This is a genomic window from Methylobacterium sp. WSM2598, assembly GCF_000379105.1.
Classification (GTDB): Bacteria; Pseudomonadota; Alphaproteobacteria; order Rhizobiales; family Beijerinckiaceae; genus Methylobacterium.
In genome coordinates this window covers 6,151,836-6,178,355 of the sequence record NZ_KB900609.1, presented here as the reverse complement: position 1 = coordinate 6,178,355, position 26,520 = coordinate 6,151,836, and the positions used below count along the sequence as shown (strand labels likewise).

General features: G+C 73.9%; 25 protein-coding genes. 12 read left to right on the top strand and 13 right to left on the bottom strand.

Annotated features, from left to right (window positions below):
* Positions 1 to 127 precede the first annotated feature (127 nt).
* Positions 128 to 1,609, bottom strand: a complete 1,482-nt coding sequence (locus MET2598_RS0128830) for a UdgX family uracil-DNA binding protein (RefSeq protein ID WP_018263211.1) — start codon at positions 1,607 to 1,609, stop codon at positions 128 to 130.
* A gap of 4 nt (positions 1,610 to 1,613) precedes the next feature.
* Positions 1,614 to 2,828, bottom strand: coding sequence for a putative DNA modification/repair radical SAM protein (locus MET2598_RS0128825; protein WP_012336252.1), 1,215 nt, complete (start codon positions 2,826 to 2,828; stop codon positions 1,614 to 1,616).
* 139 nt (positions 2,829 to 2,967) lie between these two features.
* On the opposite strand from MET2598_RS0128825, the gene MET2598_RS0128820 reads away from it, so the two are divergent.
* From MET2598_RS0128820 to mutL, 3 genes are all read left to right on the top strand, one after another.
* Positions 2,968 to 3,180 carry a hypothetical protein gene (locus tag MET2598_RS0128820; RefSeq protein WP_018263210.1) on the top strand — a complete coding sequence of 71 codons (213 nt, stop codon included), beginning with the start codon at positions 2,968 to 2,970 and terminating at the stop codon, positions 3,178 to 3,180.
* Positions 3,181 to 3,426: 246 nt separating this feature from the next.
* On the top strand, positions 3,427 to 4,716 hold the full coding sequence (locus MET2598_RS0128815) for a Gfo/Idh/MocA family protein (protein WP_236728931.1): 1,290 nt from the start codon (positions 3,427 to 3,429) through the stop codon (positions 4,714 to 4,716).
* Positions 4,717 to 4,796: 80 nt separating this feature from the next.
* Positions 4,797 to 6,758, top strand: a complete 1,962-nt coding sequence (gene mutL, locus MET2598_RS0128810) for a DNA mismatch repair endonuclease MutL (protein ID WP_018263208.1) — start codon at positions 4,797 to 4,799, stop codon at positions 6,756 to 6,758.
* A gap of 61 nt (positions 6,759 to 6,819) precedes the next feature.
* Here mutL and MET2598_RS0128805 read toward each other — a convergent pair whose 3' ends face one another.
* A complete protein-coding gene (locus MET2598_RS0128805) occupies positions 6,820 to 7,884 on the bottom strand; it encodes an SDR family oxidoreductase (RefSeq protein WP_012336256.1) in 1,065 nt (354 codons plus the stop codon).
* A gap of 126 nt (positions 7,885 to 8,010) precedes the next feature.
* Here MET2598_RS0128805 and MET2598_RS0128800 point away from each other — a divergent pair, with 126 nt between their 5' ends.
* The 7 genes from MET2598_RS0128800 (at position 8,011) to MET2598_RS0128770 (ending at position 14,979) form a co-directional block, all read left to right on the top strand.
* Positions 8,011 to 8,319, top strand: coding sequence for a hypothetical protein (locus MET2598_RS0128800; RefSeq protein ID WP_012336257.1), 309 nt, complete (start codon positions 8,011 to 8,013; stop codon positions 8,317 to 8,319).
* Between the two features lie 145 nt (positions 8,320 to 8,464).
* Entirely contained in the window at positions 8,465 to 10,669 is a 2,205-nt protein-coding gene (locus MET2598_RS0128795; protein WP_018263207.1) for a protein-disulfide reductase DsbD family protein, read from the top strand.
* A gap of 8 nt (positions 10,670 to 10,677) precedes the next feature.
* Positions 10,678 to 11,334 carry a thioredoxin family protein gene (locus tag MET2598_RS0128790; RefSeq protein WP_018263206.1) on the top strand — a complete coding sequence of 219 codons (657 nt, stop codon included), beginning with the start codon at positions 10,678 to 10,680 and terminating at the stop codon, positions 11,332 to 11,334.
* Positions 11,335 to 11,352: 18 nt separating this feature from the next.
* Positions 11,353 to 12,090, top strand: a complete 738-nt coding sequence (locus MET2598_RS0128785; protein ID WP_012336260.1) for a DUF429 domain-containing protein — start codon at positions 11,353 to 11,355, stop codon at positions 12,088 to 12,090.
* A complete protein-coding gene (locus MET2598_RS0128780) occupies positions 12,087 to 12,596 on the top strand; it encodes an NUDIX hydrolase (RefSeq protein ID WP_012336261.1) in 510 nt (169 codons plus the stop codon). The genes MET2598_RS0128785 and MET2598_RS0128780 overlap by 4 nt, the downstream gene beginning before the upstream one ends.
* A gap of 99 nt (positions 12,597 to 12,695) precedes the next feature.
* Positions 12,696 to 13,373 carry a carbonic anhydrase gene (locus MET2598_RS0128775; protein WP_012336262.1) on the top strand — a complete coding sequence of 226 codons (678 nt, stop codon included), beginning with the start codon at positions 12,696 to 12,698 and terminating at the stop codon, positions 13,371 to 13,373.
* 202 nt (positions 13,374 to 13,575) lie between these two features.
* Positions 13,576 to 14,979, top strand: a complete 1,404-nt coding sequence (locus tag MET2598_RS0128770) for an FAD/NAD(P)-binding protein (protein ID WP_018263205.1) — start codon at positions 13,576 to 13,578, stop codon at positions 14,977 to 14,979.
* A 40-nt stretch (positions 14,980 to 15,019) separates the two neighbouring features.
* Here the strand turns inward: MET2598_RS0128770 and atpC are convergent, their stop codons facing one another.
* The 7 genes from atpC to MET2598_RS0128735 all read right to left on the bottom strand — a co-directional run bounded on the left by atpC (position 15,020) and on the right by MET2598_RS0128735 (position 21,736).
* Positions 15,020 to 15,421 carry an ATP synthase F1 subunit epsilon gene (gene atpC / locus MET2598_RS0128765; RefSeq protein ID WP_018263204.1) on the bottom strand — a complete coding sequence of 134 codons (402 nt, stop codon included), beginning with the start codon at positions 15,419 to 15,421 and terminating at the stop codon, positions 15,020 to 15,022.
* A 100-nt stretch (positions 15,422 to 15,521) separates the two neighbouring features.
* Positions 15,522 to 16,976, bottom strand: a complete 1,455-nt coding sequence (gene atpD, locus MET2598_RS0128760) for a F0F1 ATP synthase subunit beta (RefSeq protein ID WP_018263203.1) — start codon at positions 16,974 to 16,976, stop codon at positions 15,522 to 15,524.
* Between the two features lie 25 nt (positions 16,977 to 17,001).
* Complete coding sequence (locus tag MET2598_RS0128755; RefSeq protein WP_012336266.1) at positions 17,002 to 17,880, bottom strand: F0F1 ATP synthase subunit gamma; 879 nt, start codon at positions 17,878 to 17,880, stop codon at positions 17,002 to 17,004.
* 27 nt (positions 17,881 to 17,907) lie between these two features.
* Positions 17,908 to 19,437: a F0F1 ATP synthase subunit alpha gene (gene atpA, locus MET2598_RS0128750; RefSeq protein WP_012336267.1), complete on the bottom strand. Its 1,530-nt coding sequence runs from the start codon at positions 19,435 to 19,437 to the stop codon at positions 17,908 to 17,910.
* 61 nt (positions 19,438 to 19,498) lie between these two features.
* The gene (locus MET2598_RS0128745; protein ID WP_012336268.1) at positions 19,499 to 20,071 is read right to left on the bottom strand and encodes a F0F1 ATP synthase subunit delta; all 573 of its coding nucleotides are present in this window, start codon (positions 20,069 to 20,071) and stop codon (positions 19,499 to 19,501) included.
* A gap of 223 nt (positions 20,072 to 20,294) precedes the next feature.
* Entirely contained in the window at positions 20,295 to 21,002 is a 708-nt protein-coding gene (locus tag MET2598_RS0128740; RefSeq protein WP_018263202.1) for a DsbA family protein, read from the bottom strand.
* A gap of 107 nt (positions 21,003 to 21,109) precedes the next feature.
* Positions 21,110 to 21,736 (bottom strand): 2-hydroxychromene-2-carboxylate isomerase, encoded by a 627-nt coding sequence (locus MET2598_RS0128735; RefSeq protein ID WP_012336270.1) that lies wholly within the window; start codon positions 21,734 to 21,736, stop codon positions 21,110 to 21,112.
* Between the two features lie 211 nt (positions 21,737 to 21,947).
* On the opposite strand from MET2598_RS0128735, the gene MET2598_RS0128730 reads away from it, so the two are divergent.
* The gene (locus MET2598_RS0128730; RefSeq protein ID WP_012336271.1) at positions 21,948 to 23,189 is read left to right on the top strand and encodes an argininosuccinate synthase; all 1,242 of its coding nucleotides are present in this window, start codon (positions 21,948 to 21,950) and stop codon (positions 23,187 to 23,189) included.
* Positions 23,190 to 23,211: 22 nt separating this feature from the next.
* Here MET2598_RS0128730 and MET2598_RS0128725 read toward each other — a convergent pair whose 3' ends face one another.
* The 3 genes from MET2598_RS0128725 to MET2598_RS0128715 all read right to left on the bottom strand — a co-directional run bounded on the left by MET2598_RS0128725 (position 23,212) and on the right by MET2598_RS0128715 (position 25,485).
* Positions 23,212 to 24,210 (bottom strand): DUF4424 domain-containing protein, encoded by a 999-nt coding sequence (locus MET2598_RS0128725; RefSeq protein WP_157182277.1) that lies wholly within the window; start codon positions 24,208 to 24,210, stop codon positions 23,212 to 23,214.
* Positions 24,211 to 24,288: 78 nt separating this feature from the next.
* Complete coding sequence (locus tag MET2598_RS0128720) at positions 24,289 to 24,630, bottom strand: hypothetical protein (RefSeq protein ID WP_012336272.1); 342 nt, start codon at positions 24,628 to 24,630, stop codon at positions 24,289 to 24,291.
* 84 nt (positions 24,631 to 24,714) lie between these two features.
* Entirely contained in the window at positions 24,715 to 25,485 is a 771-nt protein-coding gene (locus MET2598_RS0128715) for a transglycosylase domain-containing protein (protein WP_018263199.1), read from the bottom strand.
* Between MET2598_RS0128715 and MET2598_RS0128710 the strand changes: the two genes are divergently transcribed.
* Positions 25,484 to 26,494 carry a polyprenyl synthetase family protein gene (locus MET2598_RS0128710; protein ID WP_018263198.1) on the top strand — a complete coding sequence of 337 codons (1,011 nt, stop codon included), beginning with the start codon at positions 25,484 to 25,486 and terminating at the stop codon, positions 26,492 to 26,494. The two genes, MET2598_RS0128715 and MET2598_RS0128710, sit on opposite strands and share 2 nt — an antisense overlap.
* Positions 26,495 to 26,520 lie beyond the last annotated feature (26 nt).

Genomic DNA, 26,520 nt, shown 5'->3' with positions numbered 1-26,520 from the left:
CCCGGCCCGTGACGGTCGCGTGCGCGGCCCCTTTCGCGCGCAGCGCCGGAACACCGGCGCAAGTCCCTGGCCCAAGTCCCTGGCGCAAGTCCCTGGCTCAAGTCCCCGGGCGCGTCGCGCTCCGCCCCTACGCCGCCCCGGCGAGGTCCTGCGCCAGCATTCGCACCCGGCGCAGATCGTCCACGAAACCCGCATAGGCCTCGGCCTTCGCCTCCTCGGGCAGGCGCAGCAGGTAGGAGGGGTGCACGGTGACGAAGCCCGCATAGGGTTTGCCGTCGAACCGGGCCGGGCCGCGGGCCCGGGTGATCGGGATCGCCTTGCCGGTCAGCGCCAGCACCGCCGTCGCCCCGAGCGCGACGACGAGGCGCGGATGCACGAAGCCGAGCTCCCGGTCGAGCCACCAGCGGCCATGCGCGACCTCCCCGGCGGTCGGCTTCTGGTGGATGCGCCGCTTGCCGCGCTCCTCGAACTTGAAGTGCTTGACCGCATTCGTGAGATAGCAGGAACCGCGCGCGAGGCCGGCCTCCTCCATCGCCCGGGTGAGGAGCTGCCCCGCCGGGCCGACGAAGGGCCGCCCCAGCCGGTCCTCCTGGTCCCCGGGCTGCTCGCCCACGAAGGCGATCGCGGCGCCGACCGGTCCCTCGCCCAGCACCGCCTGCGTCGCCCCCGGCACCAGCGGTTCGGAGCGCCGGATCAGGGCGTTCAGGGCCTCGAGATCCTCCGGTCCCTGCGCCGCCATGGCGTCGAGGGCGCGGGTGGGCGTGCGTTTCCGCGGCATGGCGGGCTCCCTCTCGATCATCGCGGCGACGCGGCGGCGCGCGTTGCGCACGAGGTCGGGAATCGCCGCCGCCTCGGGCAGGTTGCGCCAGTACTTCTTGGGCATCTCCGCCCGCATCGCCGCGAGGTTGGTCCGGGCCGGGTTGAAGGTGCTGGCGTAATAGGCGCTCCAGCCGGCCTCGAAGGCGTCGCCGGCGGGCAGCGCCTCGCGCCGCTCGGGTGGGCCGAAGCGCAGGCGCGCGCCGTCCCAGTGGGCCGAGCCCTCGGGCGTCAGGATCGACCAGTCGAAGCCCGGGAAGCGCGCCACGAAGAACGGCGCGGCCGCCTCCAGGATGTGGTGGTCGGGCTCGAACCACGCGGCGAAGCGCTCCCGCTCTCCCTCGCCGGGCACGCGCCGGAAGCGCAGGAAGGCGTGCATCTTGTGCAGGTCGCGCGCGACCGCTCGGCGCATGCGCGTCAGCCGGTGGACCAGGGGATCGCTCGCCACCTCGGGGAGGTGGCGCTCGCCCCGCCGCACCCGCCAGATCAGCTGGTAGAGCAGCGCGTAGCGCGCCTCGTCCCGGTGGGGCACGATCGCGGGCACCAGCGCCGCCACGGCCCGCGGCAGGGCGAGCGGGGGCGCCGGCCCGGCCTCCTCGGACGCGCGCGCCGCCTCGGCCCCGAACAGGCCGGGCTCGGCCCCGAACAGGCCGGGTTCGGGCCCGAACAGGCCGGGGGCCCCGCCCTGCGTGAAGGTCACCGCCTCGGGAGAGCACTCCTCCGCCGCGAGGCGGCGCACCGCGGCCCGGAACCCTTCGAGGTCGGCGCCGGGCCTCAGCGGGATGCTGCGCACGGCCTCACCCGAACAGGGAGAGCTGGCGCGGCGGCTCGGCGAGGCGCGCCCGCAGGTCGGACCGGTCGGTCAGCCGGGTCGGGGCATGGTCGGCGGCGATCAGGAAGGGCCGCGCGCGCTTCAGGCCCGAGGTCAGCCGCGCCACGTCCGCGAGGCGAAGCCGGGTGTGGCGGCGCGCCGCCACGATTCGGTCCACCGCCCGCACGCCCAGGCCCGGCACCCGCAGCAGCAAGTCCCGGTCGGCCCGGTTGACGTCGACGGGGAACCGCTCGCGGTGCTTGAGCGCCCAGGCGAGTTTGGGGTCGATGTCGAGGGCGAGCATGCCCGCCTCGGTGGCGTCCGCCACCTCCTCGGGGGCGAAGGCGTAGTACCGCAGGAGCCAATCCGCCTGGTAGAGCCGGTGCTCGCGGGCGAGGGGCGGCGCCTGCGGCGGCAGGATCGCGGAGGCGTCCGGGATCGGGCTGAAGGCCGAGTAGTAGATGCGCCGCAGGTCGTGGCTGGCGTAGAGGGCGGCGCTGCGGCGGATCAGGGCGGCGTCGGTCGAGGAATCGGCCCCGACGATGACCTGGGTCGATTGCCCGGCCGGGGCGTAGCGGCGCTTCTCCGCCCTGCCCTGCGCGATGCGCTCGCGCATCTGGCCCATCGCGGCCTCGATCGCGGCGCCGTCCTTCTCGGGGGCGAGCCGCTCCAGGCTCGCCTCGGTGGGGAGTTCGAGGTTGATCGAGAGCCGGTCGGCGTAGAGGCCCGCCTGCTCGATCAGCCAGGGGCTGGCCTCCGGGATCGTCTTGAGATGGATGTAGCCGCGGAATCCGTGCCGCTGGCGCAGGCCCTTCGCCGCCCGGATCAGCTGCTCCATCGTGTGGTCGGGCGAGCGGACGATCCCCGAGGACAGGAACAGCCCCTCGATCATGTTGCGCTTGTAGAACTCCACCGTGAGGGTGATCACCTCCTCCACCGTGAAGGCGGCCCGCCGCACGTTCGAGGAGCGCCGGTTCACGCAATAGGCGCAGTCGAACAGGCAGTAATTGGTAAGCAGGATCTTCAGCAGCGAGACGCAGCGCCCGTCCGGCGTGTAGGCGTGGCAGATCCCCGCCCCCGTCGTCGAGCCGAGTTCCCCGGCCGCCGCGCGGCGCTTCGGCGCCCCCGAGGAGGCGCAGGAGGCATCGTACTTCGCCGCGTCGGCGAGGATGGTGAGCTTCTTGGCGAGCCGGTCGTCCATGCGCCGAGACTGCGCGCTGTTCCCTGTTTGTTCAAGGCGACCTTTTGGCGCCCGCGCCGCGGGCGCGGTCGCGCAGCGCCGCGGAACCGGCCGGCCGCGGCGTCCGTTCTCTGGAAGAATTCCAATCACGGAGATGCAGATGGCGAGTTTCGAGACCGGCATGGCCTGCCAGAGCTGCCGCTACTACGACACCCGCAAGCTCAATGCGGGCCGGCCCCAGGGCGACGAGGGCCTGTGCCGCTTCAACCCGCCGGTGAGCCAGCCCGAGCCGCAGGGGCACGGCCTCTGGCCGGTCGTCTCGGCCTCCGACTGGTGCGGCCACTACTCGCCCCAGATGATGGCCGGCGAGTAGGCCGCCCGCCCGCGAAGCGGAGTTGCGCCCGGCAACTCCGCTCAGCTCTTGTTCTTGCAACATTTTCGCTGACGCGGTCCTTCGGTTCGCCGCCGAAAAGGTGACCGCTCCGGCGCATGATGCTCAGGACCGAAGGACCGCCCCCGGGCGGTCCTTCGCGCGTCCGGAGCGGCGCTCCGCGCGGCCGGAACCGCGCCCGTCGGGGGGACGTTGGCCGCCGATCCCGCAACCACCATGGCGAGCCGCATGCCGGACGACCTGACCCTCCTCTCGCGCCGAACCCTGATGCTGGCCGGGGGCGCGACGCTCGCCGCGATGGGCGGCGCGCAGGGCGCCGAAGTCCCCGTCGATACGGGCCGGGTGGAGAACGGCCGCGTCACCTTCCCGAACTGGCGCGGGCCCTCCGACCGGCCGGGCGCACCGCCGCCCGCGCCGCTGCCGCCCGCCGAGCGGGTCGGATTCGCGGTGGTCGGCCTCGGGCGGCTCAGCCTGGAGGAGATCCTGCCGGCCTTCGGCGAGACCCGGAAGGCGCGGCTGGTGGCGCTGGTCTCGGGCAGCCCCGACAAGGCCAAGCTCGTCGCGGCCCAGTACGGCGTCCGGCCCGAAGCCGTCCACGGCTATGACGGGTTCGCGGCGCTGCGGGCCAATCCCGAGGTGCAGGTGGTCTACGTGGTGACGCCGAACGGGCTCCACCGCGACCACGTGCTGGCCGCCGCCGCGGCCGGCAAGCACGTCCTGTGCGAGAAGCCGATGGCGGCCTCCTCGGCCGAGGCCCGCACCATGATCGACGCCTGCGCCACGGCCGGCGTCAAGCTGATGATCGCCTATCGCTGCCAGTACGAGACCCACAACCGCGAGGTCACGCGCCTCACCCGCGGCGGCGCGCTCGGCCGGCCGAAGCTGATCGAGGCGATCAACACCCAGACCATGAGCCTGCCCGAGCAGTGGCGCCTCAGGCGGGCGCTGGCGGGCGGCGGGGCGCTGCCGGATATCGGCCTCTACTGCCTCAACGGGGTGCGGGCGCTCACCGGCGAGGAGCCGGTCTCGGTCCAGGCGCAGATCCACTCGCCGCCGGACGATCCCCTCTACCGCGAGGTCGAGGAGACGGTGGCCTTCACCCTGCGCTTCCCGTCGGGCGTGATCGCGCAATGCACGACGAGCTACGGCGCCCACGAGACCCGCCGCCTCTCGGTCCAGGGCGAAACCGGGGCGATCACCCTCGAGAACGCCTTCGCGTATGAGGGCCAGCGCCTGATCCTCCACCATCGCGAGGGCCGCGCGGAGGCCCGCGAGGAGCGCGCGCTGCCGGTCCACAACCAGTTCGCCCGCGAGATCGACCACATGGCGACCTGCGTGCGCGAGAACCGCACGCCGCACACGCCCGGGGAGGAGGGTTTGCAGGACCACCTCCTGATGGAGGCGATCTACGAGGCGGCCCGCAGCGGCGGGACGCTGACCCTGAAGCCGCCCGAGCGCCCGCTGCGCAAGGGGCCGCTCGACCTGACCCGCGGGCCGGAGCCCGACGAGGCGAGCTGAGGCGGGCGATCGCGGCTCCCCCGTCGCCGGACCGCCGGGCGGCGGTCGCGCGCGGCCGCCCGCATGCCTATATTCCGCTCATGCTCGCCGCGCCCCCCGCCCGCCCGGTCGTCCGCCGCCTCGATCCGGTCCTCGTCGACCGCATCGCGGCCGGCGAGGTGGTCGAGCGGCCCGCTGCCGCCGTCAAGGAACTGGTCGAGAACGCCATCGATGCCGGCGCCACCAGCATCGAGGTCACGATCCAGGCCGGGGGGCGCCGCCTGATCCGGGTCGTCGACGACGGCATCGGCATGAGCGCGGAGGATCTCGCCCTCGCGGTCGAGCGCCACGCCACCTCGAAGCTGCCGGACGGCGACCTCGACCGCATCGACACGCTCGGCTTCCGCGGCGAGGCCCTGCCCTCGATCGGCGCCGTGGCGCGGCTCTCCCTGGTCTCGCGCACGGCGGAGGCCGCGAGCGGCCACGGCCTGGTGGTCGATGCGGGGATCAGGGGGCCGGTGCGGCCGGTCGCGGCCGAGCGCGGCACCCGGGTCGAGGTCACGGACCTCTTCGCCGCCACGCCGGCGCGGCTGAAATTCCTGAAATCCGACCGCGCCGAGGCCGGCGCCGTGGCGGAGATCCTGCGGCGCCTCGCCGTCGCCCACCCGCAGATCCGCTTCACCCTGCGGGGCGAGAGCGGCGGAGGCGGCTTCGTGCTGCCGGCCGAGACCGGGCCGGGCTCCTGGCTCCGGCGCCTCGCGGCCGTGCTCGGCCCGGACTTCGCCGAGAATTCCGCGCCGCTCAGCCTGGAGCGGGAGGGCTTCGCCCTCGACGGCCATGTCGGCCTGCCGACCTTCCACCGGGCGGCGGCGACCCACATGCATTTCGTGGTCAATGGCCGGCCCGTGCGCGACCGCCTGCTCCTCGGCGCCGTGCGCGGCGCCTACGCGGACGTGATGGCCTCCGACCGCCACCCGGTGCTGGCGCTCGCCCTCACCTGCGACCCGACGCAAGTCGACGTGAACGTGCACCCGGCCAAGACCGAGGTGCGCTTCCGCGAGCCGGGACTGGTGCGCGGCCTGATCGTCAGCGCGATCCACGAGGCGCTGCGCCGCGAGGGCGGGCGCAGCGCCGCCAGCGTCGCGGCCAGGACCCTGGAGAGCCTGCGGCCGGCCCAGACGCCGCTGCCGATGCAAGCGCCGCTGCCGATGCAAGCGCCGCTGCCGATGCAGGCGCCGCTGCCGATGCGGGCGCCGCTGGCGGCCCGCAGCGCGTCCCCCGACGCCCGCCGGTCGGATCCGCCGCGCGGCGGCCGGGCCGAGGCCTTCGCCCAGGACGGGCCGGGCCCGAGCCCCGACGGTCGGGAGCCCTTCGGCGCGCAGGCCGGGCCGCCGCCCGGCTTCGCGGAGGCCGCCCAGGCGAGCTTCGCCGCCGAGGCGCTGCCGCCCGCCGCCGAGGCCCGGCCGCCCGCGCCGGAGACCCCCGCCCATCCCCTCGGGGCCGCCCGGGCGCAGCTGCACGAGACCTACATCGTGGCGCAGACGAGGGACGGCATCGTCATCGTCGACCAGCACGCGGCCCATGAGCGCCTCGTCTACGAGCGCCTCAAGCGCGAGCGTGAAGCGGGCGGCATCGCCCGCCAGCTCCTGCTGATCCCCGAGGTGGTGGAACTCGACCCCGCCGAGGCCGACCGCCTCGCCGAGGCGGCCGAGGACCTCGCGGCGCTCGGCCTGGTGCTCGAGGGTTTCGGGCACGGGGCGGTGCTGGTGCGCGAGGTGCCGGCGGCTCTGGCCGGGGGCGGCGTGCGGGCGCTGCTCACCGACGTGGTCGACGTGCTGCAGGAGGGCGGCGCCGACCCGCTGGCGCGCCGCCTCGACGCGGTGCTGTCGCGGATGAGCTGCCACGGCTCGATCCGGGCCGGGCGGCGCCTGCGGCCCGAGGAGATGAACGCGCTCCTGCGCGAGATGGAGGCGACGCCCCTGTCGGGCCAGTGCAACCACGGCCGCCCGACCTACGTGGAGTTGAAGCTCCACGACATCGAGCGCTTGTTCGGGCGGCGCTGATCCGCGCGGCGCGTGAGCGACGCCGACATCCGCATGGCGACGCAATCCGTCGGATCTCGGATCACGGGATCACCCGCGCCCGCCGCAGGGCCGCGAAGAGGTCGAAGAAGGAGTCGTCGCTCGGCTGGTAGTCGAGGAAGCCGAGGCGGCGGCTCTTCGCCATGTCGGTCACGACCTCGATCGGCCGGCCGAGATCGGCATCCGTGTGCCAGGCCGAGGCCAGCCGCCCGAGATCCGGCTCGACGAGGTCGTGCCGGCGGGCGATCTCGGCCCAGAGCGGGCCCGCATCGGCGAGCTGGCGGGCGAGGGGCGTGACCTCGCCGGGGAAGGGCGCCGGCGCGATCCCGAACCAGCCGGCGATGCGCTCCCACATCCAGCTCCAGCGGAAGACGTCGCCGTTCACGACGTTGAAGGCTTGGTCGCGGGCGGCCGGGTTCGTGGCGGCCCAGGCGAGGTGACGGGCGAGCAGCCGGGCGTCGGTCACGTCGGTGAGCCCGTTCCACTGCGCGGCCGAGCCCGGGAAGACGAAGGGGCGGCCGGTCTCGCGGCAGAGCGTGGCGGTGACCGCGAGCGTCACGCCCATGTTCATGGCGTTGCCGAGGGCGAAGCCGATGATCGTGTGCGGCCGGTGCACGCTCCAGCCGAACCCGTCCCGCGCGGCGGCGGCGAAGACCTCGTCCTCCTGCGCGTAATAGAAATTCTCGACGGGAAGCCGCGGCTGCTCCTCCCGGAAGGGCGTCGGCGGCAGCCGGCCCGTCCCGTAGGACTCGAACGGGCCGAGATAGTGCTTGAGGCCGGTGACGAGGGCGACGTGCCGCAGGCCCCCCGCGGGGCGCAGCGCGTCGAGGAGGTGGCGGATCATCGCGGCGTTGACCCGGATATTCTCGGCCTCGGTCGCCTGCCGCAACCAGGTGGCGAAGAAGACGTGGCTCGGGCGCAGATCCGCCACCGCCGCCGCGAGGCCGCGCGGGTCGAGGAGGTCGGCGGCGACGGGGCGCAGCCCCGCGATCTCGCCCGGCGGATGGCGGGCGAGGCCCGCCACCGACCAGCCCTCGCCGAGGAGGTGCCGCGCGAGGTTGCTGCCGACGATGCCGCTGGCGCCGACCACCAGTGCCGAATGGGTCATGGATCCTGCCGAGCGTTCGGGGGAATGCCCCGACAACGCGGGGTGCGGCGGATGGGTGCCGGGTCCGCGGCCGGAACGGGGCCGCCCGCCTGCGGTTGCCCGTCACGACCTCACGGAGTCCCGCAGATGACGAAGCCGATCCTCGTTGCCCTCGCCGCCCTCCCCCTCCTCGCCGCGCCGGTCCTGGCGCAGGGCATCAACAACGGCTCGGGCGCCGCCCCGGCGGCGCCGAGCCACACGGGTTCGGGCATGTCGAGCCAGCCGCCGGGCAGCGGCATCGGCGGCAACAATCCGGGCAGCATGGGCTCGACCGGCACCCAGGGCGCGAGCGGCGGCAATATGGGGCCGAACAGCACCTCGGTGAGCCAGCACCCGACCGGCAGCGGTGCCCCGGGCACCGGCCCGGGCAGCGCCTCGGGCAACCCGCACAAGTAGGCGGCGGCCCGCGCGCCGCGGGGGGCTTGCCCTCCCGGCGCGGGCCTCGTCCCGGCGTGAGCGGAGCCCGCGCTCACGCAAACGCGTCCCCCCGCCGCCTCGCCGCGGCCACGGAGTCCGGCTATCTGAACCGCGGAAGGTTCCGATGCACCGTCTCCCGTCGCTGCTCCTCGCCCTCGCGGCCCTCACCCTCCCCGCCGCCGCCCAGGCGCCGCGGGCGAACCCGCGATACGCCGACCTCGTGCGGGCCGAACTCGTGGCCGAGCCGAGCGCCGTGGCGCCCGGAGAGCCCTTCACGGTGGGCGTGCGGCTCACCATGAAGCCGCACTGGCACGTCTACTGGCGCAATCCCGGGGATTCCGGCCTCGCCCCCGAGATCGCCTGGACCCTGCCGGAGGGCTTCGAGGCCGGGCCGATCGCGTGGCCGGCGCCGTCCCGCATCCCGGTCGGCGACCTCGTCAATTTCGGCTACGAGGGCGAGACCGTCCTGACCACGACCCTGACCCCGCCCGCGCGCCTCGACGGCGCCGGCGTGACGGTGCGGGCGAAGGTCTCCTACCTCGTCTGCGAGCGGGAATGCATCCCGGGCGAGGCGCTCGTCGCCGCGACACTGCCGGTGGCCCCGCCCGGCATCAGCCCGCGGCCCGACCCGCGCCAGCGCGACCGGTTCGCGGCCGCCCGCGCCGCCCTGCCGAAACCCTCGCCCTGGCCCTCCCGCCTGACCGAGGACGGCGACGCCCTCACCCTCCACCTCGACGCGCCCGGCCTGAAGCCGGGCTCGATCCGCGACCTCGCCTTCTTCCCGTACGCGGAGGCCGCGATCACGCACGCCGCGCCCCAGAAGGTCGCGGTCGACGCGGCCGGGCTCCACGTCGCGCTGACGCGCAGCAACCTCGCGCCCGCCGGGCCTCTCGGGCGCCTCGACGGCGTGCTGACCCTGACCGAGGACGCGCCGGACGGCCCGGTCCGCCACGCCTTCGCCCTCGGGGAGGCGCCCGCCGCGCCCGTCAGCGCGGCGCCCGCAAGCGCCGCGCCCGCCCCCGCCGCCCCGCCCGAGGCGGCGCCGCGGCCCGCCGGGGAGGCGCCGGCCGGCCTCTGGCAGGCGGCCCTGCTCGCGTTCCTCGGCGGCCTCCTCCTCAACCTGATGCCCTGCGTCTTCCCGGTCCTGTCGATCAAGGTGCTCGGCCTCGTGCGGCAATCGGGCGAGAGCGCCGCGCAGCTGCGCCGGCACGGGCTCGCCTACACGGCGGGCGTGCTCGGGGCCTTCCTGGGCCTCGCCGGGCTCCTGATCGCGCTGCGGGCCGGCGGCGCGCAGATCGGCTGGGGCTTCCAGCTGCAATCGCCCCTGGTGGTGGCGGGCCTCGCCTACCTGCTCTTCGCGATGGGCCTGAGCCTGTCGGGGGCGCTGCCGATCGGCGGCGGCATCGTCGGGCTCGGCGACGGGCTGACCCGGCGGGCGGGGCTCGAAGGCTCGTTCTTCACCGGCGTCCTCGCCACGATCGTCGCCACGCCCTGCACGGCGCCGTTCATGGCGGCGGCGGTCGGCTTCGCGCTGACCCAGGGCGCCGCCCTCGGCCTCGCGATCTTCGCCGCGCTCGGCCTCGGCCTCGCCCTGCCCTTCCTGCTCCTCACCCTGTGGCCCGCCGGCCTGCGCCGCCTGCCGCGGCCCGGCGCCTGGATGGAGACCCTCAAGGGCTTCCTCGCCTTCCCGCTCTACGCGACGGTGGCGTGGCTGGTCTGGGTGCTGAGCCAGCAGGTCGGCCCGGCCGGGCTGTTCCTCGCGCTCATCGGCTTCGTGCTGATCGGCTTCTGCGCCTTCGTCCTCGATCGCGCGCGCGCCGCCGGGCCGGTCGGGCGGAGGCTGGCGCAGGCGGCGGCCCTCGTCGGCGTGGTCGCCCTCGGCATGATCGCCGCCGCCCTCGACCGGGACCGGGCGGTGGCCGCCCCGGTGACGGTCGCCGGCGGGCCGGAGCCCTTCACCCAGGCGCGGCTCGACGGGCTCCTCGCCGAGGGACGACCGGTCTTCCTCAACGTGACGGCGGCGTGGTGCATCACCTGCCAGGTCAACGAGCGCACCTCGCTCGCCACCGCCGCCGTGCGGGAGGCCTTCCGGGCCCGGAACATCGCCTACCTGAAGGGCGACTGGACCAACCAGAACCCCGAGATCACCCGCGTGCTGGAGGCCCATGGCCGGTCGGGCGTGCCGCTCTACCTGCTCTATCGCGGCCCCGGCGAGGCGCAGGTGCTGCCGCAGATCCTGACCGAATCCAGCTTGCTGGCGGCCCTCGACGGGGTCGCGCCGCCGCGGCGCGCCGCCGCCCTCGGCGCCGCCTCCCCCGCCAAGGAGTGACCCGACCGATGCAGCCGACGACCCGCTTGGCCGCCTGCGCGCCGGCCGCTTCCGCGGTGCCCGCTCTCGCGGCGGCCGCCTTGGCGGCCCTGCTGACCCTGGCAGGCCCGGCCGCCGCCGCCCCGGTGGTGGACAGGCCCGCCCCCGCCTTCCAGGCGAGCGATGCCGACGGGCGCACCGTCTCCCTCGACGACTTCAAGGGCAGGACGGTCGTCCTCGAATGGACGAACCACGAATGCCCCTTCGTGCAGAAGCACTACGGGGCGAAAGCGATGCAGGCCCTGCAGAGGAAGTGGACCGGCCAGGGCGTGGTCTGGCTCGCGGTGATCTCCTCGGCCCCCGGCGAGCAGGGCGCGCTGGACGGTGCCGGCGCCAAGCGCCTGAACGCGGAGCGCGGCGCCGTCCCGACTGCCGTGCTGCTCGATCCGCAGGGGCGGATGGGGCGCGCCTACGGGGCGCAGACGACGCCCCACATGTTCGTCATCCGGGGCGACGGCAAGCTGGCCTACATGGGCGGCATCGACGACAAGCCCTCCGTGAACCCCGCCGATCTCGGGACCGCGCACAACCTCGTCGACGCGGCGCTCACCGAGATCGCGGCCGGCAAGCCGGTCACGGTGAAGACCGCGCGGCCCTACGGCTGCTCGGTCAAGTACGCCTCCTGAGGTGACGCGCCCGCGGCGATGACGGCCTGGGTGGCGGGCGTCGACGGCTGCCCGGGCGGCTGGATCGCCGCCTTCCAGCCCCTGGCGGCCGGCGCCCCCGTGCGCCTGCGCGTGCTGCCGGATCTCGCGTCGCTCTGCGACGGGCCCGAGGCGCCCGCCATCGTCGCCATCGACATCCCGATCGGCCTGCCGGAGCGCGTCGGCGCCGGCGGCCGCCTCGCCGAGCAGCTGGTCCGGCCGCTGCTCGGGCCCCGCCGGGCCTCGGTCTTCCCGACCTCGTCCCGCGCGGTGGTCCAGGCGCCGGACTACGCGGCGGCGATCGCCCTGTCCCGGCAGGGGGATCGCCAGCCCTTCGCGCCCTCCCCGCCCGCCAACGCCCTGTTCCCGCGCATCCGCGCCGTCGACGCGCTGCTGCGGGCGCGGGCGGAGCTGCGCGAGCGCGTCCGCGAGGTGCATCCCGAACTCGCCTTCGCGGTGCTCAATGGCGCGCCCCTGCCGGAGGCGAAGCGCACGAAGGGCGGCGCGGCCCTCCGGCGGGCCCTCCTCGCCCGCGCCGGGCTGCCGGAGGCGGCGATCGCCGGCCCGCCGCCGCGGGGCGCCAGGGCCGACGACCTCCTCGACGCGCTGGCGGCGCTCGTGGTGGCGCGGGGGATCGCGCGCGGGCGCGCCCTGTCCTATCCCGATCCGCCGGAGCGCGACGCGCACGGCCTGCCCGCCGCGATCTGGACCCTCCTGCCCGACGAGCCCTCGCCATGACCCTGCCGACCCGCGACATCGCCCGCGCCCTGGTCTTCGACCCGCAGGACCGCCTGCTGCTCATCGCCTACCAGGCGGTGCGGGACGTCGATCCCGCCCGGCCCGGGGAGCGCCGCTTCTGGTTCATGCCGGGCGGCGGCATCGAGCCCGGCGAGACGCCCGAGGAGGCCTGCCGGCGGGAGCTGCACGAGGAGATCGGGGTCGAGAACGCCCCGCTCGGCCCCCTCGTCGCGCGCTGCGACGGGCCCTTCACCCTGTTCACCAAGCCGCGCATCGCCCATGAGCGCTACTTCGTGGTGCGGCTGCCGAGCGACGCGATCGACACCGCGCGCCTCGCCGAGACGGAGGACAACCCGGTGCTCGGCACCCGCTGGTGGTCCCTCGACGCGCTGGAGACGACGCGCGAGCGCGTGGAGCCCGCCGGCCTCGCGGCCCTGGCCCGCCGGATCCTGGCGGGCGAGGCGGTGACGGAAGTCCACCTCGCCTGGGGGCCGGGGGCCGCCTAGTTGGGTTTGGACAGGGAGAGATCCCTCCGCCGGGTCCCGGGGCGGCGCCCCGGGCAGGCGTGCCACTTGCATCCCCCCTCTTCGACGACGAGCCCGCCCATGCTTCCCGAAATCCTCACCCAAGGCTACCGCGCCTTCCTGGACGACCGCTTCGCGCGGGAGCGGGGGCGCTACGAATCCCTCGCGGAGGGCCAGAGCCCCGAGATCATGGTGATCAGCTGCTGCGACAGCCGGGTCTCGCCCGAGGTGGTCTTCGACGCGCGCCCGGGCGAGCTGTTCGTGGTGCGCAACGTCGCCAACCTCGTGCCGCCCTTCGAGACGGGCGGCGAGTATCACGGCACCTCGGCGGCGCTCGAATACGCCGTCCAGGCCCTCAAGGTGAAGCACATCGTGGTGCTGGGGCACGCCCGCTGCGGCGGCGTGCGGGCCTTCGCGGACGACGCGGCGCCGCTCTCGCCGGGCGACTTCATCGGCCGCTGGGTGTCGCTGATCGCCCCGGCCGCCGAGCGGCTCGGTCCCGGCGACGGGGGGGATTACCTGGAGCGGCTCGAATACGCCACGGTGGCGAACAGCCTCAAGAACCTGATGACCTTCCCTTGCGTGAAGATCCTGGTCGAGCGGGGACGGCTCCAGCTGCACGGGGCGCATTTCGGCATCGCGACCGGCCAGCTGCGGGTGCGCGACCCCGAGACCGGCGCGTTCCGGCTGGCGGTGCCGGAGGCGGAGGTGAGCCCGACGCGGCTGATCCGCTGCCAGGAGACGGAGACCGGCGCCTGAGCGCAACGGCTCGCGGGGATCTGGCTGAGGCTCGCGTTCCCGCCTCAATCCTGCCGCCGGACCGGTGATCCCCTCGGCGGACGATGCTTGGCCGGCGGGGGCTGGCCGGCGGGGGCTGGCCGGCGGGGGCTGGCCGGCGCGGGCTGCCCGGCGGCGGGCCGCTCCCAGGTGTCGCGAGAGCGTTTCGGCGGAGGACCGAGCGATGCCCCAGCTTCCCGTGGCGGTGATCGGTGCCGGCTTCAGCGGCACCATGGCGGCCCTGCACCTGAGCCGGCTGCTGCCGCCGGGGCGGCAGGTGCTGCTCTGCGAGAAGTCGGCGGTCTTCGCCCGCGGCCTCGCCTACGCGACGGGCTGTCCGGACCACCTCCTCAACGTCCGCGCCGCCAACATGAGCGCCTTCCCGGACGCGCCGGAGGATTTCTCGCGCTGGCTCGAACGCTGCGGCCTCGACGACCTCGCCTGCATCCGCGCGACGCCGGCGGGGGTGTTCGCCGCGCGCGGCCTCTACGGGCGCTACCTGACCGAGCTCCTCATCGGGGCGCTGACCGGGGAGGCGTCGCCGCGCCTGCTCCTGGAGAACGACGCGGTGGTCGACCTTGCCCCCGCCCCCGAGGGTTTCCGCCTGACCCTGGCGGCCGGGCGGGTGAGGGCCGTGAGCGGGGTCATCCTCGCCTGCGGCAATCTCCGCGGCGGCCGCGACTGGACCACGCGCTACCGCCTCGATCCCTGGGACGAGGCTCCCCTCGACGGGCTGCGGGCGGACATGCCGGTGCTCGTCGTCGGCACCGGGCTCACCATGGTGGACGCGGTGGCGGCGCTCCGGCGGCGCGGCTTCCCCGGGCCGGTCCTCGCCCTCTCCCGCCACGGCTACCTGCCGCAGGTCCACGCGCCGGCCGCGCCCTGGCCGGCCCCCGCCCTGAGCGAGGCGGAGCGGCTCTCCGCGCGGCTCCTGCTCCGCCGCCTGCGCGCCGAGGCGGCGCGGGCGGCCGCGGGCAGCGACTGGCGCGGCGTGATCGACGGGCTGCGCGCCGGCAGCGTCGCGCTCTGGCGCGGCCTGCCGGAGGCGGAGCAGCGGCGCTTCCTGCGCCACCTGCGCAGCGTCTGGGACGTGCATCGCCACCGGATGGCGCCGCCCGCGGCCGAGATCATCGCGCGGGAGCGCGAAGCCGGCGGGCTGTCGATCCTGCGGGGCCGGGTCGAGGCGGTGGCGGATCAGGCCGGCTTCGCGCTGGTGCGGATTCGGGAGCGGGGCGCGCCGACGCCGCGCGACCTGGCTGTGCAGCGGATCCTCGACGCGTCGGGCGTCGCCAGCGTGGCGCGCAGCGACGACCCGCTCCTGCGCCGCCTGATGCAGCGCGGCCTCGTCCGGCCCGACGCGCACGGCCTCGGCCTCGCCGCCGCGGAGGATCTCGCGCTCATCGGGGCCGACGGCACGGCCGGGCGACCGCTCTGGACCCTGGGACCGCTCCTGCGCGGCACGCTCTGGGAATGCACCGCCGTGCCCGACATCCGCGGCCAGGCGGCGGCCCTGGCTGCGACCGTGGCGGCGCGGCTCGCGGCCGAGGCCGCGCACGAAAAACCCCTCGCCCGGGCGGGAGAGGGGTGATGCGCGATCCGGGATCCGCTTCGATCAAGCGGATCCCGGATCAGAACTTCAGCGTCTCCTTCGACTCCCGCAGCTGCGCGATCTGCATGTCGAATTCGCGGCGCTTGTCGAGGTCGTCCGTGGCGTCGCGCAGGGTCTCGACGTTGGCGATCTCCGCGTCGATGCTCGCGGGCGTGAGCTCCTCCACCGGCGTCGCGCGCTCGGCGATCACGATCAGGCCCGTCGCGTTGATCTCCGCGAAGCCCCCGCGCACCAGCACGCGCTTGCCGTGCTGAGGGCCCTCGGTGATGACCAGCACGCCGGTCTTGAGGGTGGTCAGGACCGGGGCGTGGCCCGGCAGGACGGTCATCTCGCCCTCGGAGCCGGGCAGCTGCACGGCGTCGACCGCGCCCGAATAGATGACCCGCTCGGGGCCGACGAGATCGAACTGGAAAGTGGCCATGGGATGAGGTCAGTTCCGGTTGGGGCGGGCCCGGGTTTCGGTCGCGGAACGGGGACCGGGCGCGAGCCCGATCCCCGTTCGGTCAGGCGAACCGTGGCGATCAGGCCGCGGCGAGGCGCTGGGCCTTCTCGACCGCCTCCTCGATCGTGCCCACCATGTAGAAGGCCGCCTCCGGCAGGTGGTCGTACTCACCCTCGACCAGGCCCTTGAAGCCCTTGATCGTGTCCTCGAGGGCCACGAGCTTGCCGGGCGAGCCGGTGAAGACCTCGGCCACGTGGAAGGGCTGGCTGAGGAAGCGCTCGATCTTGCGGGCGCGGGCCACCGTCAGCTTGTCCTCCTCGGACAGCTCGTCCATGCCCAGGATCGCGATGATGTCCTGGAGCGCCTTGTAGCGCTGCAGCACCTGCTGCACCCGGCGGGCGGTGGCGTAGTGCTCCTCGCCCAGGATGGTCGGCGAGAGCATGCGCGAGGTCGAGTCGAGCGGGTCCACCGCCGGGTAGATGCCCTTCTCGGCGATCGAGCGCGACAGCACGGTCGTGGCGTCGAGGTGGGCGAAGGAGGTGGCCGGGGCCGGGTCGGTCAGGTCGTCGGCCGGCACGTAGATCGCCTGGACCGAGGTGATCGAGCCCTTCGTCGTGGTGGTGATGCGCTCCTGCAGGGCGCCCATGTCGGTGGCGAGCGTCGGCTGATAGCCCACCGCCGAGGGGATGCGGCCGAGCAGCGCCGACACCTCGGAACCCGCCTGCGTGAAGCGGAAGATGTTGTCGACGAAGAACAGCACGTCCTGGCCCTCGTCGCGGAAATGCTCCGCGACGGTGAGGCCGGTCAGCGCGACGCGGGCGCGGGCGCCCGGGGGCTCGTTCATCTGGCCGTAGACCAGGGCGCACTTGGAGCCCTCGGCGGAGCCGTGCTCCTTCGGGTCCATGTTGACCTTGGACTCGATCATCTCGTGGTAGAGGTCGTTGCCCTCGCGGGTCCGCTCGCCCACGCCCGCGAAGACCGAGTAGCCCGAATGGGCCTTCGCGATGTTGTTGATGAGCTCCATGATCAGCACGGTCTTGCCGACGCCGGCGCCGCCGAACAGGCCGATCTTGCCGCCCTTGGCGTAGGGCGCGAGCAGGTCGACGACCTTGATGCCGGTGACCAGGATCTGCGCCTCGGTCGACTGCTCGGCGTAGCTCGGGGCCGGCTGGTGGATGGCGCGGAAGCTCTGGGCCTCGATCGCGCCGGCCTCGTCGATCGGCTCGCCGATCACGTTCATGATGCGGCCGAGCGTGTTGGCGCCGACCGGGACCTTGATCGGGGCGCCGGTGTCGATGACCTCCTGGCCGCGCACCAGACCCTCGGACGTGTCCATGGCGATGCAGCGCACGGTGCTCTCGCCGAGCTGCATCGCCACTTCGAGGACGAGGCGGTGGCCCTGGTTCTTGGTCTCGAGCGCGTTCAGGATCTCGGGCAGGTGGCCCTCGAACTGCACGTCGACGACCGCGCCGATGACCTGGGTGATGTGGCCGACCTTGTTCGAGCCGACGCCGGGAGTCGCAGTGTTCGCCATCTGATGAATTCCCTGGAATGAGCGGTCAGAGCGCCTCGGCGCCGGAGATGATCTCGATCAGCTCCTTGGTGATCTGGGCCTGACGGGTCCGGTTGTAGACCAGCGTCTGCTTCTTGATCATCTCGCCGGCGTTGCGGGTCGCGTTGTCCATGGCGCTCATGCGCGCGCCCTGCTCGGAGGCGGCGTTCTCCAGGAGCGCCCGGAGGATCTGGACGGTGAGGTTCTTCGGCAGCAGCGCCGCCAGGATCTCGCCCTCGTCCGGCTCGTACTCGTAGGCGGCGTCGGTCTGCGCAGCCTCGCCGGCCGGCGGGATCTCGGCCGGGATGATCTGCTGCGCGGTCGGGATCTGCACGATCACCGACCGGAAGCGCGAGTAGAACAGGGTCGCGATGTCGAACTCGCCCGCCTCGAAACGGCCGAGCAGGTTCTGGGCGATCGTCTCGGCATTGTCGAAGCCGAGCTGGCGCACGCCGCGCAGCTCGATCAGCTCGACGATCTGGTCGCGGAACTCGCGGCGCAGGATGTCGTAGCCCTTCTTGCCGACGCAGATGATCTTGACCGTCCGGCCCTCCGCGGTGAGGCGGCGGGCGTGATCGCGCGCGAGGCGCGCGATCGAGGAGTTGAAGGCGCCGCAGAGGCCGCGCTCCGCGGTGCAGACGAGCAGCAGGTGGACCCGGTCGGCGCCCGTGCCCGACAGGAGCCGGGGCGTCTCCGCCCCGGGCGTCAGGTTCGTGGCGAGGTTGCCGAGGACGGCGGCCATCCGCTCCGCGTAGGGCCGGGCGTTCTCCGCCGCATTCTGCGCGCGGCGGAGCTTGGCCGCCGCCACCATCTGCATCGCCTTGGTGATCTTCTGGGTCGCCTTCACCGAGGCGATGCGGTTGCGCAGGTCCTTCAGACTCGGCATCGGGGGTCCCTCAGGGCTCGTGCCGGGTTACGAGAAGGACTTGGCGAAGGACTCGACCACGCCCTTCAGCTTGGCCGCCGCGTCGTCGCCGAGGTCCTTGGAGGTCCGGATCGTCTCCAGGAGGTCGGCGTGCCGGCCGCGCAGGGTCGAGAGCAGCCCGTCCTCGAAGGCGCGCACCCGGTTGACCGGGATCGCGTCGAGGTAGCCGTTCACGCCGGCGTAGATCACCGCGACCTGCTCCTCCATCTTGAGCGGCGAGAATTGCGGCTGCTTCAGGAGCTCGGTCAGGCGCGAGCCGCGGTTCAGCAGGCGCTGGGTCGCCGCGTCGAGGTCGGAGCCGAACTGCGCGAAGGCCGCCATCTCGCGGTACTGCGCGAGCTCGCCCTTGATCTTGCCGGCGACCTTCTTCATCGCCTTGGTCTGGGCCGCCGAGCCGACGCGCGAGACCGAGAGGCCGACATTCACCGCCGGGCGCACGCCCTGGTAGAACAGGTCGGTCTCCAGGAAGATCTGGCCGTCGGTGATCGAGATCACGTTGGTCGGGATGTAGGCCGAGACGTCGTTGGCCTGCGTCTCGATGACCGGCAGGGCGGTCAGCGAGCCGGCGCCGGCGGCGTCGCCCATCTTGGCGGCGCGCTCCAGCAGCCGGGAATGCAGGTAGAACACGTCGCCCGGATAGGCCTCGCGGCCCGGCGGGCGGCGCAGCAGCAGCGACATCTGGCGGTAGGCGACGGCCTGCTTGGACAGGTCGTCGTAGATGATCACGGCGTGCATGCCGTTGTCGCGGAAGAACTCGCCCATGGCGCAGCCGGAGAACGGCGCCAGGAACTGCATCGGCGCCGGGTCGGAGGCGGTGGCGGCGATCACGATCGAGTAGTCGAGCGCGCCGTTATCCTCCAGCACCTTGACGAACTGGGCGACGGTCGAGCGCTTCTGGCCCACCGCGACGTAGACGCAGTAGAGCTTGGCCTTCTCGTCGGTGCCCTCGTGGGCCGGCTTCTGGTTGAGGATGGTGTCGAGCGCGATGGCGGTCTTGCCGGTCTGGCGGTCGCCGATGATCAGCTCGCGCTGGCCGCGGCCGATCGGGATCAGCGCGTCGACCGACTTCAGGCCGGTGGCCATCGGCTCGTGCACCGACTTGCGCGGGATGATGCCGGGAGCCTTGACGTCGACGCGGCGGCGCTCGGTCGAGACGATCGGGCCCTTTCCGTCGATCGGGTTGCCGAGCGCGTCGACGACGCGGCCGAGCAGGCCCTTGCCGACCGGGACGTCCACGATGGCGCCGGTGCGCTTGACGGTCTGGCCTTCCTTGATGTCGCGGTCGACGCCGAAGATGACGACGCCGACATTGTCCTGCTCGAGGTTCAGGGCCATGCCGCGCACGCCCGACTCGAACTCGACCATCTCGCCGGCCTGGACGTTGTCGAGGCCGTAGACGCGGGCGATGCCGTCGCCGACCGACAGGACCTGGCCGACCTCGGTGACCTCGGCCTCCTGGCCGAAGTTCTTGATCTGCTCCTTCAGGATCGCGGAGATCTCAGCGGCTCGGATGTCCATCGTCGGACCTTCTCTCGTTCGAGTGTGTGTCAGGGGCGGATCGCGCGGGGGCTCGGTGCCCTCAGCGCGCGTCCCGCATCGCGAGGCGGATGCTGTTGAGCCTGGTGCGCAGCGAGGCGTCGACCATGCGGCTGCCGAGCTTGACCACGATGCCGCCGATCAGGCTCGGGTCGACGCGCAGGTCGAGCTCGACCTCCGCGCGGGCGACGTCGCGCAGGGAGGCCTTGATCTCCTCCAGCACGGCGTCGGAGGGGGGTTCGGCGAGCCGCACCTCGGCCCGGACGATGCCCTTGGCCTCGCGCACCAGCACCCGGTAGGCCCGGATCATGTCGGGGAGCACGAACAGCCGGCGGTTGGCGGCCGCGAGGCGGATGAAATTGGCCGCCAGGCCGGTGATGCCGGCGCGGGCCAGCACCGCCTCGACCGCCTTGACCTGCTCCTCGGTGCTGAAGACGGGGCTGCGCACCAGGCGCTGCAGGTCGGCGCTCTCGCGCAGCAGCGCGTCGAACCGGTCGAGCCCCTCGGTGACTGCGTCCACGGCGCGCTCGTCGCGCGCCAGTTCGAACAGGGCCGAGGCGTAGCGCCCCGCGACGCCGCCCAGGGTGGAACCCGATTCCGATCCGTTCTGAGCCACCAGCGCTCTCTCTCTACCTGGGCCGCCGGGTCCCGCTTCCGCCCCTCGCCGGCTCGGCGGCGCGGCCCGTCGATGATGGGAAGGCGCCGGACCGGAAGCCCCCCTCCCCGGCGCGGCGCGGGCCTAGCATGGGTTCACGGGGGGCGCAAGGCGACGCCTGGGGCCGGGCCGGGGCGCTTCCGGCAACCGGTTCAGCGGGTTGGAGAGGGCCGGCCGGGGGCGCTCAGCCGGGACTTTCCGTGTTGCACACAACGGTGTCGCAGGTCTCGACGCTGGCCAGGATGCGGGCGAGGGTCCGCCCGCCGGGATGGCCGAGGAGCGCGGTCGTCCCCACCACGTAGGACGGGGTAGCCGAAAGGCCAAGGTCGGCGGCCAGCCGCATCTGGGTCGCGAGCGCCCGCCCGACCAGGGTCGAATCGGCCTCTTCCGCCAGGGCGGCGCGGTCGTGGCCGAGCGCGCGGGCGGCGTCGAGGGAGGCCGGCCCGTCGATCGCGCCGGGGCGGCCGAGGAGGTCCCGGTAGAGGGCGAAGGACGCGGCCGGGCCGGCCCGCCGCTGCAGGGCGAGCGCGACCTTGGCGGCCTGCGCCGAGCGCGGCGACAGGATCGGGTTCTGGACGAGGCCGATCCGCAGGGTCGGGCGGGCCCGGAGCAGGGAGTCGAGGTCGCGGGAGGCCGCCCGGCACCAGGGGCAGTTGAAGTCGAAGAACTCGTAGAGGGTGATGTCGGGCGTCGCGCTGCCGGCCAGCACGATCCCGGGCAGGGCCTCGATCTCGGAGACGAGTTCCCCGGGCAGGCGGCGGTTGGCGACCGGGCGCCCGTCATCCCCGGTGAGCGGGTACCATTGGCCCTCGCCGGCGGGGTCCTCCTGCGCCCGGGCCGGGGCGGCGGAGGCGGCGAGCGCGGCGAGGAAGGAGCGGCGGGAGAGACGCATCGGGGGAACCGGTTCGGACCAGGACGGCAGGGGTGCCGCCCCAGCTTGGCCGAAACAAGGCGCCGCGCGCCCGTCCCGGAGGGCTCCCTGCGGCTCCCGGCCCCGGATCAGGTGAAGCCCGGCGGGCGCTCCCCCACCGCCCAGGCCAGGGCCTGTTCGAGCCTGTCGTTGCCCCAGAACAGCTCGCCGTCCTCGGTGAGGAAGGTGGGCGCGCCGAAGATGCCGCGCGACTTCGCCTCCTCGCCGATGACGCGCAGCCGGCTCTTGTTCGGCTCGGCGGTCGCCGCCTTGACGATGCCCGGGCCGTCGAGGGAGAGGCCGTTCAGCAGGGCCGAGATGCTGCCGGGCTCGGCGATCGACTGGCCTCGGGCGAATTCCGCCTCGAAGACGGCGCGGGTGAAGGCGCCGATCCAGGGCTCCTCGGCCCCGTAGGTCGCCACCCGCGCCGCCGCGAGGCTGTTCTGCGGGAACTCGGCGGGCCGCCGGATCGGCGGCAGGCCGAGCCGCGCCGCCTCGCGGGCGAGGTCGCGCCACATGGCGCGGCCCTTGGCCGGGTAGAGGTTGAAGGGCGAGGTGGACCAGCCCTGGCCGGCGAAGAGCGGCCCGAGCAGGAAGGGCCGCCAGCGCAGGGAGACCCCCGCCGCCTCCGCCAGCGCCTCGATCCGCATCGCCGCGAGGTAGGAGTAGGTCGACGCGAATTCGAACCAGAATTCGAGGGTGGGCCGGCGCGCCATCAAGGCTCCTCCTGCGCATCATCCAGGCAGCTTCGCTCCGCCCCCGCCCTGCCACAAGCGCCAAGGCCGAAGCCAAGGCCGCAGCCGAGGCCGATGCCGGGCGGGGAGCGCCGCGCGGGGAAAGCGCCGGGGCGCCGCCGCGGTTGCACGCGGGCGGGCGCGGCTGATAGAGCCGCGCGTCCCTTCCTGCCGGCAGCCGAGGCCCGTTCCCATGGCACACCCAACCCAGAAGCGCGTGCAGAAGGTCGTGCTCGCCTATTCGGGCGGGCTCGACACCTCGATCATTCTCAAATGGCTCCAGACCACCTACGGCTGCGAGGTGGTGACGTTCACGGCCGACCTCGGCCAGGGCGAGGAGCTGGAGCCGGCCCGGCGCAAGGCGGAGCTGCTCGGGATCAAGCCCGAGAACATCTTCATCGAGGACCTGCGCGAGGAATTCGTCCGCGACTACGTCTTCCCGATGTTCCGGGCGAATGCCCAGTACGAGGGCGTGTACCTCCTGGGCACCTCGATCGCCCGGCCCCTGATCGCCAAGAAGCAGATCGAGATCGCCGACCGGGTCGGGGCCGACGCGGTCGCGCACGGCGCCACCGGCAAGGGCAACGACCAGGTCCGGTTCGAGCTCGGCTACTACGCCCTCAAGCCCGACGTGACGGTGATCGCCCCCTGGCGCGAGTGGGATTTCAAGAGCCGCGAGGCGCTGCTCGCCTTCGCCGAGCAGCACCAGATCCCGATCGCCAAGGACAAGCGCGGCGAGGCGCCCTTCTCGGTCGACGCGAACCTGCTGCACGCCTCCTCGGAGGGCAAGGTGCTGGAGGATCCGGCGCTGGACGTGCCGGACTACGTCTATTCCCGCACCCTCTCGCCCGAGGAGGCGCCCGACAGCCCGACCGTGATCACGATCGGCTTCGAGCGCGGCGACGCGGTCTCGCTCGACGGGGAGCCCCTGTCGCCCGCCACGCTGCTCGCGCGGCTCAACGACCTCGGCCGGGCCAACGGCATCGGCCGCCTCGACCTCGTCGAGAACCGCTTCGTCGGCATGAAGAGCCGCGGCATGTACGAGACGCCCGGCGGCACGATCCTGCTGCCGGCCCACCGGGCGATCGAGTCGATCACCCTCGACCGCGGCGCGGCCCACCTCAAGGACGAGCTGATGCCGCGCTACGCCGAGCTGATCTACAACGGCTTCTGGTTCTCGCCCGAGCGCGAGATGCTGCAGGCGCTGATCGACAAGAGCCAGGAGCTGGTGACCGGCACGGTGCGCCTGAAGCTGTACAAGGGCGGCGTCTACGTGATCGGCCGCGAGAGCCCGAACTCCCTCTACGACCAGGACCTCGTCACCTTCGAGGAGGGCGCGGTGGCCTACGACCAGCGCGACGCGGCCGGCTTCATCAAGCTCAACGCCCTGCGCCTGCGCACGCTGGGGCAGCGCAGGCGCAAGATCGGGGGTTGAGAGGGCGGGGCCCCCCACCCCCTCACTTGATCCCGAGCGCCTCCGGGTCGCGCGACACGAACAGCACCCGCAGGTCCTCGTCCGGCACGTAGTCGCGGGCCTCCCACCGGAAGGTGGTGGGGCCGGTCTTCGTCACGCCGCTCCGGCAGAAGCTCACCAGCGTGTCGGGGCGGCCCTTGTCGACGGTCAGGGTGAAGCGGCCGATGCGGCCGGCCCAGTTCCGCGCCGTGGTCACGATGTAGGGGACCACCGCCGACGAGACGACGCCGCCCGATTCCTTGCCCTGCCCGATCAGGCGCCGGATCCCGCCGAGCCCCGCCTCGTCGAGGCAGTAGCGGGTTCGGTACTCCCGGCGCGACGCCTCCTTGGCGTCGAGGAGGTAGGTCCCCTTCACGGGCACGTAGGCGTGCGACACGGCGACGTCCCGGCCCGGAGGAAAGGTCTGCTCCCAGTGGAACTTGGCCTCAAGCCGCCACTGCCCCCATTCGGGGCCGTCCTCGGCCGGCAGCGGGCCCTCCGCGGCGAGGCGCCGGCGCGCCTCGGGCGAGAGCGCCTTGACGGCCTTCTCCAGGTCGGCCCGGCGCAGCGGGTTGAGGGGCAGGCCGTGGCGCCTGAGGAGGTCGGTGACCTCGCGCGCGCCGAGATAGGCCCGCTCCTCCAGGGCCGGACGGATCGCCGCCCCGTCCACCGTCACGGTGAAGCCGACGAAATTCGCCCGGTCCTCGAAGGGCAGCGAGAGCGGCGAGGAGCTCAGCGCCGCCCCGTCGACCGAGGGGAGCGGGAAGGCGACCCGGAGCCGGCGCGGCGCCTCGCCCGTGTTGCGGAACACGTAGTCGACCGCGATGCGGTCGAGGCCGAGGCGCAGGTCCTCGCTCAGGAGCGCGACCGCCGGATCCTTGACGAGGACGAGGCCGCCCGCGTCGAGTTCCGCCGCGCTGTCGTTGGCCCGGGCCGGCGCCCCGGCCAGACCCAGGAGCGCGAGGGCGATCCCGCCGCACGCCCGCAACCGACCGATCCGCATCCAGCCCCCCGCTTGCCCGAGCCCGGGAGGCCGTATCGCGAAAACCCGCCGTAAGGGAAGGCCCTCCGGCGTTCCGGCTCAGTGCTCGGCCTCGTCGTCGATGTCGATGAGGAACAGGATGTCGACGTCGTCCGGCTCCTCCTCGTCGGACGTGCCCGACGCCGCGGTCGCGCCCGAATCGTCCGGCTCCTCGTCGAACTCCTCGTCCTCCTCCATCGCCTCGTCGAAGGTGTCGACCTCGTCCTCGGTCGAGGGACGCAGCTTGAGCGCGGAATCCTCGCCCGACCAGAGCGGGCGCCCCTCGGTGGTCATGGTGCGCAGGTCGTCCTTGAACCCCTCCACGTCGAGGAGCTCGCGGGCCTGGGTCTCGGTGGCCCGGATGACGGCGACCGGGGTTCCGTTGATTTCGAGTGTGAACATGCTGCCTCCTGCGCGGCCAGGCCCGCTCTCTACGCGGGGAATGGACGGCGCGCCACCCGCGTTCCCGGGCGTCGCGCCGCAGCGTCAGGGCCGGACGCAGGCGGCGAGCGAGCCGATGCGCGCCAGGCGCGCCTGCAGGCGCCCGGCGAGCGCCCTCAAGCCCCGCGACGGGTGGGCCGGGCTGCGGGCCGCCGGGTTGGGCAGGGCGACGACGAGGAGCGCCGCCTCGCTCCGGGTGAGGTCGCGGGCGCCCTTGCCGAACCAGTGACGGGCGGCGGCCTCCGCGCCGTAGATGCCGTCCCCCCACTCGGCCACGTTGAGGTAGATCTCCATCGTCCGCCGCTTGCCCCAGACCAGGTCCGCCAGCAGCGCGAGGGGGATCTCCATCGCCTTGCGCAGGTAGGAGCGGCCGGGCCACAGGAAAACGTTCTTGACCGTCTGCATGGTGACCGTGGAGGCGCCGCGGCTCGGCCCGTCCTCGTCGCTCACCACCTCGCCGAGCGCCTCCCAGTCGACGCCCCGGTGCAGGCAGAAGCGCTGGTCCTCGGAGGCGATCACCGCCTGGACCAGGACCGGGGCGATGCCGGCGAGCGGGACGCGGTCCCGCTCGACCGGCCGGCCGGTCAGCCAGCGGCCGAGCATGAGGGTTGAGGGCGGATCGACCGCGCGATAGACGAGCGCGAGGCACAGGACGAGGATCACCGCGATGAAAGGCAGCAGCACGAGCAGGCGCAGCGCGCGGGCGAGCCGGCGCGCGGGCGCCGCGGCGGACCGGCCCGCCTCCTGCCCCGTGATCGCGCCGCGCGGCTCCTGAATCCCGTCCTCCCCCGCTTCCTCGACCGAGGCTTTCCCCATGACGTCACCGCAGGCCGGCCCGGCCGAGACACGCAAGCCCGCCGCGGCTTCCCCCGGTCCTTCGCACGGAACGGCCGGCGGCTTCTATCCGGAGGGCGCCGATTTCCCCGCCCGGCTCGCCGCGGTCGCGGAGGCGGTGGAGGTCTTTCTCGACGAGCGCCTCGGCGACGCGACCGGCCCGGGCGAGATCACGCGGCCCCCGCGCCTGATGCAGGCGATGCGCCACGCGGTGCTCGGCGGCGGCAAGCGCCTGCGCCCCTTCCTGACCATCGAGACCGCCCGTCTCCTCGGCGGCCCCTATCCGGGAGCGCTGGCCGCGGGCGGGGGCATCGAACTCGTCCACTGCTACTCGCTGGTCCACGACGACCTGCCGGCCATGGACGACGACGACCTGCGCCGCGGCAAGCCCACCGTCCACAAGGCCTTCGACGAGGCGACGGCGATCCTGGCGGGCGACGCGCTGCTGACGCTCGCCTTCGAACTCTTGGCCGACCCGGCCTGGCAACCCGACGCGGGCATCCGGGCCGACCTCGTGCTCGGGCTCGCCCGGGCGGCCGGTCTCGGCGGGATGGTCGGCGGCCAGCTCCTCGACCTCGGCGCCGAGGGCCGCTTCGGCGAGGCGGCGCTCGACGTCGACGCGACCCTGCAGCTCCAGGCGATGAAGACCGGCGCGCTCCTCGCCGTCTCGGTCGAGGCCGGGGCGATCGTCGGCGGCGCCGACGCGGAGCAGCGCGCCGCCCTCCTCGCCTACGGCCGCGCCCTCGGCCAGGCCTTCCAGGTCGCCGACGACATCCTCGACCGCGAGGCCTCCGCCGAGGCGATGGGCAAGCGCACCGGCAAGGACGCGGCGGCCGGCAAGGCGACCCTGGTCGATCGCCTCGGCCTCGACGGCGCCCGCGCCGAGTGCGAGCGCCTCGTCGGCGTCTGCGAGGCCGCCCTGCGCCCCTGGGGCGAGGCCGCCGCGACGCTGCGCGAGGCGGCCCGCTTCACGGTCGCGCGCAAGACCTGAGCGGGCGCGGCGCGCCCCTCGTCCCC

Excerpts from the sequence above, each read along its gene's own strand:
- MET2598_RS0128740 (WP_018263202.1), bottom strand. The coding sequence starts at position 21,002 with ATGCGTCTCTCCCGCCGCTCCTTCCTCGCCGCGCTCGCCGCCTCCGCC.
- atpA (WP_012336267.1), bottom strand. The coding sequence starts at position 19,437 with ATGGACATCCGAGCCGCTGAGATCTCCGCGATCCTGAAGGAGCAGATC.
- MET2598_RS0128770 (WP_018263205.1), top strand. The coding sequence starts at position 13,576 with ATGCCCCAGCTTCCCGTGGCGGTGATCGGTGCCGGCTTCAGCGGCACC.
- atpD (WP_018263203.1), bottom strand. The coding sequence starts at position 16,976 with ATGGCGAACACTGCGACTCCCGGCGTCGGCTCGAACAAGGTCGGCCAC.
- MET2598_RS0128820 (WP_018263210.1), top strand. The coding sequence starts at position 2,968 with ATGGCGAGTTTCGAGACCGGCATGGCCTGCCAGAGCTGCCGCTACTAC.
- MET2598_RS0128785 (WP_012336260.1), top strand. The coding sequence starts at position 11,353 with ATGACGGCCTGGGTGGCGGGCGTCGACGGCTGCCCGGGCGGCTGGATC.
- MET2598_RS0128725 (WP_157182277.1), bottom strand. The coding sequence starts at position 24,210 with ATGCGGATCGGTCGGTTGCGGGCGTGCGGCGGGATCGCCCTCGCGCTC.
- MET2598_RS0128780 (WP_012336261.1), top strand. The coding sequence starts at position 12,087 with ATGACCCTGCCGACCCGCGACATCGCCCGCGCCCTGGTCTTCGACCCG.
- MET2598_RS0128735 (WP_012336270.1), bottom strand. The coding sequence starts at position 21,736 with ATGGCGCGCCGGCCCACCCTCGAATTCTGGTTCGAATTCGCGTCGACC.
- mutL (WP_018263208.1), top strand. The coding sequence starts at position 4,797 with ATGCTCGCCGCGCCCCCCGCCCGCCCGGTCGTCCGCCGCCTCGATCCG.
- MET2598_RS0128795 (WP_018263207.1), top strand. The coding sequence starts at position 8,465 with ATGCACCGTCTCCCGTCGCTGCTCCTCGCCCTCGCGGCCCTCACCCTC.
- MET2598_RS0128720 (WP_012336272.1), bottom strand. The coding sequence starts at position 24,630 with ATGTTCACACTCGAAATCAACGGAACCCCGGTCGCCGTCATCCGGGCC.
- MET2598_RS0128730 (WP_012336271.1), top strand. The coding sequence starts at position 21,948 with ATGGCACACCCAACCCAGAAGCGCGTGCAGAAGGTCGTGCTCGCCTAT.
- MET2598_RS0128715 (WP_018263199.1), bottom strand. The coding sequence starts at position 25,485 with ATGGGGAAAGCCTCGGTCGAGGAAGCGGGGGAGGACGGGATTCAGGAG.
- MET2598_RS0128825 (WP_012336252.1), bottom strand. The coding sequence starts at position 2,828 with ATGGACGACCGGCTCGCCAAGAAGCTCACCATCCTCGCCGACGCGGCG.
- MET2598_RS0128790 (WP_018263206.1), top strand. The coding sequence starts at position 10,678 with ATGCAGCCGACGACCCGCTTGGCCGCCTGCGCGCCGGCCGCTTCCGCG.
- MET2598_RS0128755 (WP_012336266.1), bottom strand. The coding sequence starts at position 17,880 with ATGCCGAGTCTGAAGGACCTGCGCAACCGCATCGCCTCGGTGAAGGCG.
- MET2598_RS0128815 (WP_236728931.1), top strand. The coding sequence starts at position 3,427 with ATGCCGGACGACCTGACCCTCCTCTCGCGCCGAACCCTGATGCTGGCC.
- MET2598_RS0128775 (WP_012336262.1), top strand. The coding sequence starts at position 12,696 with ATGCTTCCCGAAATCCTCACCCAAGGCTACCGCGCCTTCCTGGACGAC.
- atpC (WP_018263204.1), bottom strand. The coding sequence starts at position 15,421 with ATGGCCACTTTCCAGTTCGATCTCGTCGGCCCCGAGCGGGTCATCTAT.
- MET2598_RS0128710 (WP_018263198.1), top strand. The coding sequence starts at position 25,484 with ATGACGTCACCGCAGGCCGGCCCGGCCGAGACACGCAAGCCCGCCGCG.
- MET2598_RS0128800 (WP_012336257.1), top strand. The coding sequence starts at position 8,011 with ATGACGAAGCCGATCCTCGTTGCCCTCGCCGCCCTCCCCCTCCTCGCC.
- MET2598_RS0128805 (WP_012336256.1), bottom strand. The coding sequence starts at position 7,884 with ATGACCCATTCGGCACTGGTGGTCGGCGCCAGCGGCATCGTCGGCAGC.